At 60.5% G+C, this 12,483-nt stretch carries 14 protein-coding genes; 5 read left to right on the top strand and 9 right to left on the bottom strand.

What is annotated here, in order from left to right:
• The first annotated feature begins 11 nt into the window (after nucleotides 1–11).
• Nucleotides 12–794 carry a substrate-binding domain-containing protein gene (locus tag H1204_RS50135; protein ID WP_180736548.1) on the top strand — a complete coding sequence of 261 codons (783 nt, stop codon included), beginning with the start codon at nucleotides 12–14 and terminating at the stop codon, nucleotides 792–794.
• Between the two features lie 24 nt (nucleotides 795–818).
• Here the strand turns inward: H1204_RS50135 and dctA are convergent, their stop codons facing one another.
• The 3 genes from dctA to H1204_RS50150 form a co-directional block, all read right to left on the bottom strand.
• The gene (dctA, locus tag H1204_RS50140; protein ID WP_180736549.1) at nucleotides 819–2,120 is read right to left on the bottom strand and encodes a C4-dicarboxylate transporter DctA; all 1,302 of its coding nucleotides are present in this window, start codon (nucleotides 2,118–2,120) and stop codon (nucleotides 819–821) included.
• Entirely contained in the window at nucleotides 2,117–3,085 is a 969-nt protein-coding gene (locus H1204_RS50145; RefSeq protein WP_180736550.1) for a LysR family transcriptional regulator, read from the bottom strand. The genes dctA and H1204_RS50145 overlap by 4 nt, the downstream gene beginning before the upstream one ends.
• 1,047 nt (nucleotides 3,086–4,132) lie before the next feature.
• Nucleotides 4,133–4,780, bottom strand: coding sequence for an alpha-ketoglutarate-dependent dioxygenase AlkB (locus tag H1204_RS50150; protein WP_180736551.1), 648 nt, complete (start codon nucleotides 4,778–4,780; stop codon nucleotides 4,133–4,135).
• Nucleotides 4,781–4,908: 128 nt separating this feature from the next.
• Here H1204_RS50150 and H1204_RS52910 point away from each other — a divergent pair, with 128 nt between their 5' ends.
• The 4 genes from H1204_RS52910 (at nucleotide 4,909) to H1204_RS50165 (ending at nucleotide 6,674) form a co-directional block, all read left to right on the top strand.
• Nucleotides 4,909–5,043: a hypothetical protein gene (locus H1204_RS52910; RefSeq protein ID WP_274608309.1), complete on the top strand. Its 135-nt coding sequence runs from the start codon at nucleotides 4,909–4,911 to the stop codon at nucleotides 5,041–5,043.
• A gap of 190 nt (nucleotides 5,044–5,233) precedes the next feature.
• The gene (locus H1204_RS50155; protein ID WP_180736552.1) at nucleotides 5,234–5,917 is read left to right on the top strand and encodes an SOS response-associated peptidase family protein; all 684 of its coding nucleotides are present in this window, start codon (nucleotides 5,234–5,236) and stop codon (nucleotides 5,915–5,917) included.
• A gap of 15 nt (nucleotides 5,918–5,932) precedes the next feature.
• Nucleotides 5,933–6,289 carry a hypothetical protein gene (locus H1204_RS52550; RefSeq protein WP_243469166.1) on the top strand — a complete coding sequence of 119 codons (357 nt, stop codon included), beginning with the start codon at nucleotides 5,933–5,935 and terminating at the stop codon, nucleotides 6,287–6,289.
• A 238-nt stretch (nucleotides 6,290–6,527) separates the two neighbouring features.
• Nucleotides 6,528–6,674: a hypothetical protein gene (locus H1204_RS50165; RefSeq protein ID WP_180736553.1), complete on the top strand. Its 147-nt coding sequence runs from the start codon at nucleotides 6,528–6,530 to the stop codon at nucleotides 6,672–6,674.
• Between the two features lie 336 nt (nucleotides 6,675–7,010).
• On the opposite strand, the gene H1204_RS50170 is transcribed toward H1204_RS50165, so the two are convergent.
• The 6 genes from H1204_RS50170 to H1204_RS50200 all read right to left on the bottom strand — a co-directional run bounded on the left by H1204_RS50170 (nucleotide 7,011) and on the right by H1204_RS50200 (nucleotide 12,469).
• Complete coding sequence (locus H1204_RS50170; protein ID WP_180736554.1) at nucleotides 7,011–7,454, bottom strand: hypothetical protein; 444 nt, start codon at nucleotides 7,452–7,454, stop codon at nucleotides 7,011–7,013.
• Nucleotides 7,455–7,597: 143 nt separating this feature from the next.
• Entirely contained in the window at nucleotides 7,598–8,485 is an 888-nt protein-coding gene (locus H1204_RS50175) for a class I SAM-dependent methyltransferase (RefSeq protein ID WP_243469167.1), read from the bottom strand.
• Nucleotides 8,482–9,258 (bottom strand): polyhydroxyalkanoate granule-associated phasin, encoded by a 777-nt coding sequence (locus tag H1204_RS52555; protein WP_243469168.1) that lies wholly within the window; start codon nucleotides 9,256–9,258, stop codon nucleotides 8,482–8,484. The genes H1204_RS50175 and H1204_RS52555 overlap by 4 nt, the downstream gene beginning before the upstream one ends.
• Nucleotides 9,259–9,340: 82 nt before the next feature.
• Complete coding sequence (gene ligD / locus H1204_RS50190; protein ID WP_346015833.1) at nucleotides 9,341–11,758, bottom strand: DNA ligase D; 2,418 nt, start codon at nucleotides 11,756–11,758, stop codon at nucleotides 9,341–9,343.
• Nucleotides 11,759–12,027: 269 nt separating this feature from the next.
• The gene (locus H1204_RS50195; RefSeq protein ID WP_180736556.1) at nucleotides 12,028–12,261 is read right to left on the bottom strand and encodes a hypothetical protein; all 234 of its coding nucleotides are present in this window, start codon (nucleotides 12,259–12,261) and stop codon (nucleotides 12,028–12,030) included.
• Between the two features lie 55 nt (nucleotides 12,262–12,316).
• The gene (locus H1204_RS50200; protein ID WP_180736557.1) at nucleotides 12,317–12,469 is read right to left on the bottom strand and encodes a hypothetical protein; all 153 of its coding nucleotides are present in this window, start codon (nucleotides 12,467–12,469) and stop codon (nucleotides 12,317–12,319) included.
• Between the last annotated feature and the right edge of the window lie 14 nt (nucleotides 12,470–12,483).

A 12,483-nucleotide genomic window follows, 5' to 3' on the forward strand; every position in this document is an offset into this window, starting at 1 on the left:
CGACTTCGATCATGAAAAATCTGCTTCTGAAACTATGCGCGACAGCGCTCGTGGCAACCTCGGCTGCCGCGGCCAACGTGCAGGCCTCCGACCTGCACGTCATGAGTTCTGGCGGCTTTACCGCCGCGTACAAGGTGCTCGGCCCCAGGTTCGCGTCCGAGACGGGAAACACGCTCGACACCGCGCTGGGTCCGTCGATGGGCAAATCGCCTGAAGCGATCCCCAACAGGCTCGCGCGCGGCGAACCCGCGGACGCGGTCATCATGGTTGGCTATGCACTTGACGAGTTGATCAAGGAGGGGAAGGTGATCCCCGGATCGCGGGTGGAGCTTGCCGATTCGCGGATCGGCATGGTCGTGCGCGAAGGCGCGGCGAAACCCGATATCAGCTCGGCAGACGGACTCCGGCAGACGCTGCTGCATGCGAAGTCGATCGCGTACTCGGACAGCGCGAGCGGCGTCTACATCGAGCGTGAGTTGTTCCGGAAACTCGGCATCGAGGATCAGGTCAAGTCGAAAGCGAAGATGATCCCGCGCATCCCCGTAGCCTCCGTGGTGGCGAACGGCGACTACGAAATCGGCTTCCAGCAGGTGAGCGAATTGCTGCCCGTCAAGGGCGCGACCTTCGTCGGAAAGATTCCTGAGTCGTTGCAGTCCGTCACGCGTTTCGCTGCCGGCATTCCCGTCGGTGCGCAGCACCCGAAGGAAGCGAAAGCCCTACTCGACTATCTCGCGTCACCCGGTGTGCAGGCGGATGTGAAAACCACCGGGCTCGATAGCGTTTCCGCTCACTGAAAACAGCCTCGGGCATCCTTCATGTCACCTTCCCGGGGCATTCTGCGCGGGCTCTTCCGCGCCGTCCGGCGCTGCTTCTCCGAGCACCCGCGCGAGACGCGTGCGATCGCAGGCACCTTCCCATATCGAAACGAAGATCACTGCGCAGGCGTTGCTGATCACGCTCGTCAGGGCGCGTGCCTCGGACATGAAGCGGTCGATGCCCACCAGCAGCGCTACCCCGGCGACGGGCAGATCGGGAATCACCGTCAGTGTCGCGACGAGCGCGACGAGCCCGCTGCCCGACACGCCGGCCGCGCCCTTGGACGTCAGCAGCATGACTGCGAGCATCGTGGCGATTTGCAGCGCGGAAAGCGGCACGTCGCATGCCTGCGCAATGAACATCGAAGCGAGCGTCAGGTAGATCGCAGTCCCGTCGAGATTGAACGAATAGCCCGCGGGCAACACGAGCCCCACTACGCCCTTGTCGCAGCCGAGCGCCTCCAGCTTTGCGATCAGGCGCGGCAGGACCGGCTCCGTCGATGACGTCGCCAGAACGATGAGCAACTCCTCGCGCATGTAGCGCAAGAGCCGCCAAAGCGCAAAACCGTGCAGACGCGCAAGCGGAGCGAGAATGAGCGCGATGAACAGCGCGCATGCCACGTAGAAGGACACCATCAACATCCCGAGCGAGCCGACCGAGCGAATGCCGAAGCGGCCCACCGTGAAAGCCATCGCGCCGAATGCGCCGAGGGGAGCAAGTCGCATGATCATCGCGAGGATGCGGAACAGGATCTGAGCGATGCCGTCGGTGAACGCGAGCACCGGCCTCCCCAACTTCGGATAGGCATTTAGCGAAAATCCGAACAGCAGCGAGAGCAGCAGCACTGGCAACACCTCGCCCTTGTCGAAGGCGCCAAGCATCGTCTCGGGGATGAGGCTCATTGCGAACGCGACGCCGCCGCGCGGATGCGGGTCCTTCACGTATTGAGCGAGGATACTCACGTCCAGATGGGCGGCGTCGATGTGCATCCCCGCACCGGGTCGCAACACGAAGGCCGTGACAAGTCCGAGCGCGAGCGCTGCGGCAGTCAGAAGATAAAACAGCGCCAGCGCCTGAAAAATCGTCCGGCCGATTGCCTTTCCGCTCGCAAGCGACGTGATCCCCGAGACGATCGTGCAGAAGACGACCGGCGTAATCATCATCCTCACGAGACGAATGAACCCGTCGCTCAAGGGCTTGAGTAGCGGGCCCGCTTGCGGCAAGAAGTGGCCGAGTGCCATACCGAGCACCATGGCCAGCACAACTTGCACATAGAGCAAGCGAAGCGGCGTTGCCAACTTCACGATGGGGTCTTCCTGCCTGGCCGCTTTTTCAGCGGCGCATCATTGTCTGATCTGTCAGCACTTACGGTGGCACCGTACCTCATCTCGACAATCGTTTTGTGGAACTCCTGGGCGGCCGGTGTCAGCGGGCGCCCTCGACGCCTCAAGATTCCCACGCGCCGATTCACCACCGGTTCGACTAGCGGTACGCTCGTGAGGATGTGATGATTGCGTCCCGGCATGGCCATGGACGGCACGGCGGCGACTCCGAGCCCCGCCTCGACGAGACCGAGCATGGTTGTGACATGGCGCGTCTCGCAGACGCTCGGTGCGCGCGGCGCCACGGCCGATAGCGCCTGATCGAGCAGCAGCCGGTTGCCGGAAGTCTTGTCCACCGAAACATACTCGTACTCGTAAAGCTCGTTCCACGTCACGCGCTTCCTGCGTGCGAGCGGGTGATCCCGGCGGCAAGCGGCGACAAAGCGCTCCTGCAGCAGCACCTTGAACTCGACGTCGGGTTCCTGGCTTCCCATAAAGCTCACGCCAAAGTCGGCCTCTCCGCTGATGACCGCGGCAAGGACTTCGTTGGCGCTAGAATCCAGAATCTTGACCCTGATGCGCGGAAAGCGGCGATGATAGCTCGCGACGGCGCCTGGCAGGAAGTAGTAGGCCACCGAAGGTACGCACGCGATGGTCACATGACCCAATCTGCTCGAAGAAACATCTCGTATCCCGAGCAACGCGACGTCGAGGTCGTCGAGCAGTTGTTCGGCACTCGGCGCGAAGACGCGACCGACGGTGGTGAGCGTGACGCTGCGCGTGGTGCGCTCGAAAAGACGCACGCCGAGCGCCTCTTCGAGCTTGTCGATCCGTCGGCTCAGGGCCGGTTGCGAAATGTTTACCGCCTCGGCGGCCTTGCGGAAGCTTCCCAGTTCCACCACTGCTCTAAATGCCTGCAAGTCGTTCAGGTCGAAGTTGACGCCCACGTGCCCTCCTCCGCATTCTGGATGCCGTATTTTGCACGATCCTGTGCCGCGCGCCCTTCGAGGAGGTCCGAACTGCTGCGGCGCGTCCGGATGGTGCAGCACACAGCTACTTGCGTGAGCGCCGAACGCTCACTAAAGCAAAGTTGTGCCTATCGTGGTGCGTCGTGAAATTCCCCGCACAGGCTCACTGGTAAAGGATCCGGTGGCAATTTCCATTGCAAGTAAAGTTGTGTCTATCGAGGCCTGGCCCTGCAAGTAAAGTTGTGTCGCGATGCACACTTCGAAAGGATTTCGCAACAAAATAGACAGCAGAACGCTTGAGAAGCGATCACGACGTGCAAATCAGACGCCCCGCCTTCTTCCAACCGTGGGAGAAAGTCGCATGCGAAGGAAGGCCGCCCGGATAGACACAACTTTACTTGCAATCTAGACACAACTTTACTTGCGTGAGCGGCCGAAATTTCAGGAAATACGGAAAACCAAACCATGCTATTAGGATAAGTCTTCCTAGATTAATGGCACGATTTTACGCCAAAACTTTAGCCGTTCAATTCCGAAAATACGTCTTTTGGACTGCTATTCAAATTCTTTACGGCGGGCGGCTCGTCTCTCAAATTGACCGGCACAAGATGTCATGGCGCAGGGATCAACCATTGTCGAGTCCGGCACAGGCACACCAGATCGCGCCCGCACTTCTTTCTTCTCGGCAATCTGAATATCAACACGGCTCCGCACGAAACGCCGCATCCCGTGCAACCACGGATGAAGCTTTAGTGGCTGCAGGTGGCGCACAGCATTCAAGGCGTGACGTCAGTTATCAACTAACTGACACTCTTTCATGGCGGGGACGGCTGAATCAACGCAGCATTCCGTTCATCGCACATGTCATAGTCAACGCGCTCGCACGGGAAGTCCATCCGCAAAGCCGGACGCTCCAGCCTGGTCCGCCAGCCGCTCGGAACTCGCTCTGACAGGCACACGATTGAGCTGGGCAATCTGGTGTTGCGGCGTCTCTGGTTGCTCCCATAGCGTGGGATCGCCCCACAGCTATCCGAATTCAAAACATCGAAATGCAAAGCTGATACGTGGGCCAGCAATCGCATCTGATTTGGGGATACCGTGTTCGTGCGTCAGCTGCGACGCGTAACTCATCAAAAGACAGCTGCCCGGTTGAAGCTCAACGTTGATAGTTCGGCCGGGGCCAACTTTCGGACGAGTTGACATTCGCCGGGGCGCCCCCAACGACAAGATTGCAATGGGTTGCTTCGGCGTTAGCTGCATAGTCTTGTCCCCGTGCGGCGCTACGCTGTCGTTTCCGTCACGATAGAGGTCTAATCCGACTCGATTAAACGGTGCCCCGACCAAAGCACGGATAAAGTCAAACGCTTCACTTAGCGGCTCGGGCATCGCCTCCCGCGAATCAGGGAACGCCGCTAGAAGGCGAGGGACGGCCACCTCGCGGTCGTACATCATGCGCCGCTGAGTCGTCCAGTGCACGTTCTCAAGGGCCTGCGCGAACCATCTCTGCGCAACGTGGGGCGAGAGGGCAGACGGAAGATAGCGGATCCCGCCTTCATCATCATTGATCAGTGAGAGGGGGGTGGCCCCGAACAATCCTTGTTGATGCATGACTATCCCATTGCTTGTTGCGACGGTCCGGCGTGACCCCCGGTCGTGGTCAGGAGATACCGTCATCGCGATCCGCTTGCGCCATCGCTTCGCGTTTCCGCTCCGGTAGGCGCGTCTGGGATTTCTGAGCGCTGGATTCCGAGCCTTGACCGCTCCGTCTCCATTATCACGCGGAGCTTTTCAAGCGCGACCAGTTGCCCGCCGACATCCTCACGCCAGCAGCGTTCGACGACAACCCGATACGCTTCGATTTCGACAAAAACGTGCCGCATCCGCTCGATCTCCAACATCAACCGCCGCAGCGCGGGATCCTCGTGCTGTCGCCATAGACGGCGCAACTCCGCTGTCGTCGGCGTTTCGAAATCGGGGAAGCGCTTTTGAGGCATGCCGGAGAATTATACTGTATACAAACACATATATCGTAAGATATCATAGTTTCACGGCTGCATAGTGGGCGCCCAGCCTGCATCACTGCGGTAAGCTGCGGGATCGGAGAACAATGACCACCCGGGGCCCGCTATGTGCACCAGTTACGAAGCCAATCCCAACGACGTCTGGGATGTATTCAGCCTGTTTCCGGTACCGAACTTCGACTACAAGCGCGAAATCTACAAGGACTACTACGCGCCGATTTTCCGGCACGGCGACAACGAGTTCGAGACCGTGCCCGCATCATTTGGCATCGTGCCACGGCGCCATATCCCGCCGGGTGTGAAGGTATTCGACACGATGAATGCGCGCTCCGACTCAGTCGACCAGAAACGCAGTTTCAGCAGTGCATGGAAGAATCTGCAACTGTGCCTGATTCCTTGCGTGACCTTCTTCGAACCCGATTATGAGACGGGGAAAGCCGTCCGATGGAGAATTGGCACGGCCAGCGGCGATCCACTTGCGATCGCCGGGTTGTGGCGTCAATGGAAGGAGGCTGACGGCTCACTGTCACTCGCCTTCACGATGCTCACGGTCAATTCGGATGAGCATCCGTTGATGAGGCGCTTCCACAAACCAGCGGACGAAAAGCGCTCAGTCGTGATCGTTCCGCCATCAGGTTACGCGGACTGGCTGTCGTGCCGTTCCGCCGACGAGGCGCGTTCTTTCCTGCAGCTCTACCCTGCCGAGGCCATGCACGCCGAACCGTATCCGCTGCCACCTCGCAAGGCGGTAGCAAAACAGCCGGAAGACGACCAGCCATCGTTGCTGTGACGGGGATATGTGGCCATGACGCACAAACCCGATGATCCGATGCGGGTCGACCTGCTCTGCCATCTGGTCATTGCCCAGCTGATTGCACGAGCGAGAACGGGCGACTGGCTCCGGACCGATCACTTCGTCGAATCGAAAAGGTTGTGGTCGCAGATTAATGGCGTTTCTCCTGACTCGATTGAGGGTGCGCGACTCGCCATCGTTTCGGCGCAGCTTGTAACGTTCATATGGGCAAGCGACCTGCTGCATGATGTGGACGCGCTCTCAGGGCTCTTCACCGACAACTTTCGGCTTGATTTCGACTCCCCGATCGTGTCCGGCATATACGACTTGTGCATGGCCCGGCTGAAGACATGGCGATACGAGTCATAGCCGGCATGCTTGCGGTCGGGCAGGTTTCGGCGACATTTGCGCGCCACCACAACGCACGCAGGTGGCCAGGCTACGACATACGTCACGGCCCGTTCTCGACTGAGCCGTACTTCGAATTAGCGGCGCTTTTCTGATCGCTGCGGCCGAGCGACCACTGGTTCAGGAAGTCGCCGTGCGCGCCGGTGTTTCAGGGCTAGGCTTTGTTCCCCCACCTCACTGTCGAGCAGAAGGTCTGCCCATGCCGCTGCAGGAGCTCAGTCCGGCGCTGCCTGGTTCGCACGAATGGTCCGATGCGGCGCTTGCCCGTCTGACCTACGACGCCAGCGATGACATCTCCTCAAGCAGCACAAAAGGCTCGGCGAAATGTCGGAATGCATTGCGCTGAAGCCGGCCCGCGTTTTCCTTCACGTCCCGCTTCATCTGCGTCATGCGCGTAGGCTTGTTCCGCCTGCGTCGGGATTCCACATTTTCAGTTCATCGGAGTAGTGGTGGAATCGCTGACGTTTAACTAGCAATACTAATTGATTTTATATTCGAGAAAAATGATTGACCAACATCTGGCGAAGCGGAGGCCTCATTGGGCGGGTACAAGCAATTTCACGTGAAACACCTTTCTTCGGCCGATTCGCACCCCCTCTGGCAGGTCCATTTTCTCCTGTCTAATCTGTTGCGTATTTATATAGTTATACTTATTATTTTCTTAAAATATCACTAACCGAGTTCACGGAGAAAAACGCGCAAAGACATCAGCCAGCCATTTGGACCGCTCGCGCAAGGCGGCGAGCGCGTCTATTGCGCGGTTGCGTTGGACCGTAACGTACCGCACCAGTATCGATCGGTAATCTAGCGCATTGGCGCCGTCACCCTCGATGGCGGGACGAGGCTCATCCATCCAGTCGAGCATTTTTCTGAGGCTGAACACCGCCGTGCTCCCCTCGTATGCCTGATCATCCTGTCCATCAGTTGCGATCTTGTCGGCCAGGCTCGCGGGTACTCGACGGTTTCGGACAACGTCCAGTGCCCGGTTTCGCACCGCGACGTTCAGCGCGGCATTAACTTCGAGTTCGTGGTCCAGGTCGGCGATGAGCGGCGGTAGCTCGGTGCGCAGCCGCTCAAGGCTGGCATCGAACTCGAGCAGGAGGCCCAGGATTTCATCGGATTTCAAACGCACTCCAACCGTCCGTCCCAGGGATGGCCATCGCTAGCGGCGATCCGGCAAACGCGCCCGCTGCCAGCAATGCATAGCGGCGCGTGATGTCTTGATCGCGGGGCATCGAAGCCCCCGCATTTGCTCCGCACGATCGTCGTCTAGTAGCCATCCAATGTCACATGCACGAGATACGGCAAATGTCGTTGGGTCAACGGGTTCGCGCGGAAAAGATCCTCCGTCAATTTTGGCCAGCCACGAGGCGCCCCATACGCGAGCACGCGCAGGGACCCGATGGAAGACGACCAGGCGCGCAGTTGCGCTTCTATTTCATCACCGTTGACGCCCCACGGCATGGGCGGCAAACGGTAGTGCGGCGTTTGCATGACGCCCAAAAGCGTCAATTGGGAAAACCAGCGAGGGATGACATCGAAAGCGATCTCCGCGCCCGGCAAACGCTCAGCAATCTGGATAAAGAGGTGTTTCACAGCGTCGGGTTCGAGATACATGAACAGCCCTTGCGCGATCACAAACACCGGGGCGCCCGCCTCGATGCCGTCCATCCACTCTACGTCGAGGACATTCGAGCCGATATGGCGGAACCGTCGGCACGATGGCAGGAAGCGCTCCCGCAGCTCGATCGCGGCTGGAAGGTCCACCGTAAGCCAGTTCATGCGACCGTTGTCGACCCGACGCGCCTGCGTTTCCAGCCCCTCACCGAGTGATACAACGAGGCCATCCGGATGTCGTTCGAGCCAGCGCATCAACAGATGATCAATCTCTGCCGCCCGCGCCGCAAATGAACCGTCAGGTTTGCCGAAATGACCCGCAAAGTCGTAGTCAATGCCATCGCAGATGCGCACGCTGTCGACGTCGTCGAAATCGCTGTCGCGCCGACGGGCTTCGCATGCCCGATCGTAGAGCGTCCACAGCATGGTTTCCGAAACACCGTCCAAGTTCGACACGAGCTTCGGCGCGCCATCCTGGCCGTCACGGCGCGGGGCGTTGTCATGCTTGCGACGCGACCCGGAAGGCACGGTTGGGCTCACGGCGCCGTGCTCAGTCGCTTCGCGTTGGCTATCGCGCGGCCGTGAATCGGCGCGAGGACTTGCTGCATCAGACATGCGGATGAATTGACCATTTTCAGAGGATAGGCGGGATAGTCAGCGGCCAGCCTGACGAGTTCAGCCTGATGCTCGAGCCACTGGGGAAAGGAACGGCTCGACGCCATCGTGGCGGCCGCTGCGGATGTAGCCCATAGATGTTCGCTGCCGTCCCTGGCGATTCCGACCGCCAGATTGACGATTCCCGAACCAAGTGCCTGGATAGACTCGGACACCGCCTGGCCCTTTTCGCGGCTCATAAGGCCAAATTCGCGACGGGCGGGCTCGTCCGGCAGCGGACCCGCAAGCGCGAAGCGCGTGGTTCGAAGGGTGACGACTTGCATCGAGGCGAGCATTAATTCGCATATTTCAGTCAGGAGGCGCCACCCGTTTGCAGATACGTCCAGACCTGGTTGTACGAAAGTCGATGAGGGCATGGTTAATGTATCCCGTTGGCGCTCCGTCGAATACGGATGCCTGAAGAAATCAATAATAAAAACCGGAACGGGAAAAAGCATTCCGCGTGTTTTGAGATGGCGCCCGGCCGTCTCGCTATCGTGGATAGATCGCTCGCTCGAGGATAGGCTTGACGCGCGAACCGTCGGGCGCCAAAAGTTAAACCGTGCATCAGACGAACTCTCGGTTGCCACGTAGAGCGTCACCGGGATAGAAACGAGCCCGAAGGAGAGAGACAGGGAGGCAATTGAGCGGGCGGCCATGGACTTCTCCTGACAGATAGCGCGTTCAGAGCCCAGATGGTGCAAGGCACGTGCCACCGCTCTGCTTGATGCTCTAATCATTTCAGGCGCCGGATCGCCGAAGCCAACGACTGGGCGGTGGACCAGTACGCGGCCCAGGGGTCCTGCGTCTGGAAGCTGAGATACTCCCGCGCCGTCTGGACCGTCCACTGTGCGCCATTCCTGAGTTCGGGCAGTTGCTCCCACAAACCGGCATCGACACGCCCATCCCGCGCCGCGCCCTCACCGAAAACGCGGCGGCTGTGGTCTGCGCCATCCCGTTGCGCAGGTAATCGACGTATACCTTGCCGATACGGTTCGAAGCGCCCGACGTCGCAGAAAAACGCTCGGGAATCGTCCTCGCCAGATGCCGGACGAATGCCTTCGAGAATGCCTTCACCGCGTCATAGTCGAGCCTTGGCGTCAGCGGGACGACGACGTGAAGCCCTTTTCCGCCGCTCGTCTTCAACCAGGCCTGCAGCCCCAGTTCGTGGAGAAGTGTCCTGACGAGCAGCGCCGCCTCCTGGACGTGCCCCCATTTCACGCCTTCCCCCGGGTCCAGGTCGAAGATGACCCTGTCCGGCTTGTCAAGCCGGCGGACCGTGGAGTTCCATGTGTGAAACTCCACGGCGTTCATCTGGGCAGCCGACATCAGCGCGTCGACGGTGTCGATGCTCAGCAACGGCGGGTGGTTCGGCCACAGCTTGCGGTCGTGTACCTTGATGCCTGGCATGCCCGTTCGTTCGACGTGTTTCTGGAAAAACAGCTCGCCCTCGATGCCGCCTGGCGCGCGGACCATTGCCACGGGCCGGTCTTTGAGATGCGGCAGCATCCACGCGGCGACGCTCTCGTAGAACCGCACCAGGTCGAGCTTTGTCACGCCGCTCGATGGATCGACGATCCGCTCCGGGTGCGTGACCTTGATCTGGGATGCGGCAGGCGCCTGCGTGAGCGTCTGCCCGCCTTCACGGACAACCCGGCGCGCAGGCTTGTCAGCGCGCAGCCCCTTGAACGACGCCTGCCGCACGATGCCGTCTGCCGTCCACCCGGCGAATTCGACCTCGGCGACCAGTTCGGGCCGCACCCAGCGCTCGCTGCCGGCCACGCGCCGCGACCAGCGCCGCGACTTCGTCACGGCAATGTCGAACGGCACCGAGTCTGTTTCGAGCGGCGCGAGCCGCCCCCACAGTTCACGACCCGCCCGGGCGTCCCAGCCTGTGCCAACACTGCCTGCATCGCGAAGCCTGCTGCCCTGTTTGTCGCCCTCATAGTAGCCGAGCAGAAGGCTGCCCACTTCGCCATCCTTGCCTGCGCGCGCAGTGAAGCCACAGATGACCAGCTCCTGGCGCAGCCGGCATTTGGCCTTCAGCCACGTCTTTGTCCGTCCTGACTCGTAACGCGCATCGCGGCGCTTGAGCATCAGGCCCTCCAGGCCCAGACCGGCAGCAGCTTCGAATACCTGGGCCGGTGGCGCCTCGAAATCCGGACTGAACCGTATGCGCTCCCTGTCGCCTTCGAGTAACCTGGAGAGAAGCGCGCGCCTTGTCCACAGCGGGACGTTACGCATATCCTTGCCGTCGAAGTACGGCAGGTCGAACAGGAAAAAGACGATCTTCTCACTTGCGGCTCCGTCGATCGCTTCCTGGAGGGCACCGAAATCCGGAAGTCCATGTGTGAGCACAACGATTTCGCCATCCAGCCATCCGCTCGACAGAGGAAGGCTTTCGACCTCTGCCGCGAGGCTTGCGAGTTTCTTCGTCCAGTCGTGGCCGCCGCTCGTGAAGAGTCGCACGTGGCCCGTGTCGACCCGCGCGAGCATCCGGTAACCATCCAGTTTCGCCTCAGTGATCCAGTCGCCGCCCGTGGGAAGCGACGAAGCCAGTGTCGCGCGTTGTGGCTCGAGCTTCGCAGGAAGCGACGCCGCGATCGCGGCAGAGAGGTCCAGCTCTTGCCCCGATCTACGTGTGGGGCTTCCCGTCTTCGGCTCCCGGTCTTCGATGAGCCCCAGCGGGCTCGTCGTCACGCTGTCGGGGAGTGCCTTGATGACATCAAAGTCGGTGAGCGGTCGCGCCCATTCGTCACGCTTCTTGAACAACATCCACTGGTCCTGCAGGTCGCCGGGCTTCGCTATCCGTACCAGTTCCCAGAGTCCCGCGAGCTTTTCGCCGTGCAGGCGAAACACCAGCTTGCCAGCGCTCATCCCCGCCTGCGGGTTGCCGACCGGCTCCCATGTGCCGCGGTCCCACACAATCACATTGCCAGCGCCGTAATGCCTGCGGGGAATCGTCCCCTCGAAATCCGAATACTCAACGGGATGGTCCTCCACATGGATGGCCATGCGTTTTTCCTTCGGGTCGTAGCACGGGCCTTTCGGTACGGCCCAGGACCACAGCACACCGTCATGCTCCAGCCGGAAGTCATAGTGCAGCCGGCTGGCCCAGTGTTTCTGGACGACGAAGCGCAGATTCTCCCCTGCTGACAGGCTCGACGCCGGGGGGCGGGTTCAGGCGTAACCAGAAAATCCCGCTTCCTTCGGTAGCGGGAGAGCGTTGGAGATGCCGGGTCGCGGTTAGGTGCCATGTCGATGGTCCGGGGAGAACTGTTCCATGCGTCGCAAGGAAGACGCCCGGGCAGGTGTACCTGAGTCCACATCGTATCGTCGCTGGTGCGGGTTTCGTCGCATGTGTCCGATCACGGAAACCAGTCAGCCAATCATCAAAGGGATACGGTGGACCTCTCCCCATGGCCGGCTTACTCATTCCGTCGCCTGACGGGTGCGTGCAGCGGTTGCGTCGTATCAATGCCAGCCGCCTGCAGTGCCGCATCGATCTCTTCCAGTTCGGCGCCGAAGTCAAGCTCCGAGGTCTCGCCTTCGGCGGTGATCAGCTTTCTGTCGTGGATGACGAGTATGTAGCGCGCGAGCAGAAGCGCGCTCACCAGTTGCGCTTCACGCCTGGCTTGCTGGATAAATGCAGCGGATTTCATGGCGGCGACCTCCTCACCGCATGACTATGGACGAATTGGGCCTGGAGTGCAGGCGTCAAACGCCGAGATTTTTGAACGTGTAGCTGAAGTATCCGTCGTCTGCATCCGTGCCCGTCCACGAGATTGTGGCCGCGGCGGTGTACATTCCGCCAGCGGCAACCGGTTCGATGTCCAACTTCCAATCACGATAGTCCTGGACCGCGTTCATAGCTGTGCCCTCCC

Source organism: Paraburkholderia sp. PGU19, from assembly GCF_013426915.1.
Lineage (GTDB): Bacteria > Pseudomonadota > Gammaproteobacteria > Burkholderiales > Burkholderiaceae > Paraburkholderia.

Excerpts from the sequence above, each read along its gene's own strand:
- H1204_RS50165 (WP_180736553.1), top strand. The coding sequence starts at position 6,528 with ATGCCGCTGCAGGAGCTCAGTCCGGCGCTGCCTGGTTCGCACGAATGG.
- H1204_RS50135 (WP_180736548.1), top strand. The coding sequence starts at position 12 with ATGAAAAATCTGCTTCTGAAACTATGCGCGACAGCGCTCGTGGCAACC.
- H1204_RS52555 (WP_243469168.1), bottom strand. The coding sequence starts at position 9,258 with ATGGCCGCCCGCTCAATTGCCTCCCTGTCTCTCTCCTTCGGGCTCGTT.
- H1204_RS52550 (WP_243469166.1), top strand. The coding sequence starts at position 5,933 with ATGACGCACAAACCCGATGATCCGATGCGGGTCGACCTGCTCTGCCAT.
- H1204_RS50150 (WP_180736551.1), bottom strand. The coding sequence starts at position 4,780 with ATGACGGTATCTCCTGACCACGACCGGGGGTCACGCCGGACCGTCGCA.
- H1204_RS50195 (WP_180736556.1), bottom strand. The coding sequence starts at position 12,261 with ATGAAATCCGCTGCATTTATCCAGCAAGCCAGGCGTGAAGCGCAACTG.
- H1204_RS50155 (WP_180736552.1), top strand. The coding sequence starts at position 5,234 with ATGTGCACCAGTTACGAAGCCAATCCCAACGACGTCTGGGATGTATTC.
- H1204_RS50200 (WP_180736557.1), bottom strand. The coding sequence starts at position 12,469 with ATGAACGCGGTCCAGGACTATCGTGATTGGAAGTTGGACATCGAACCG.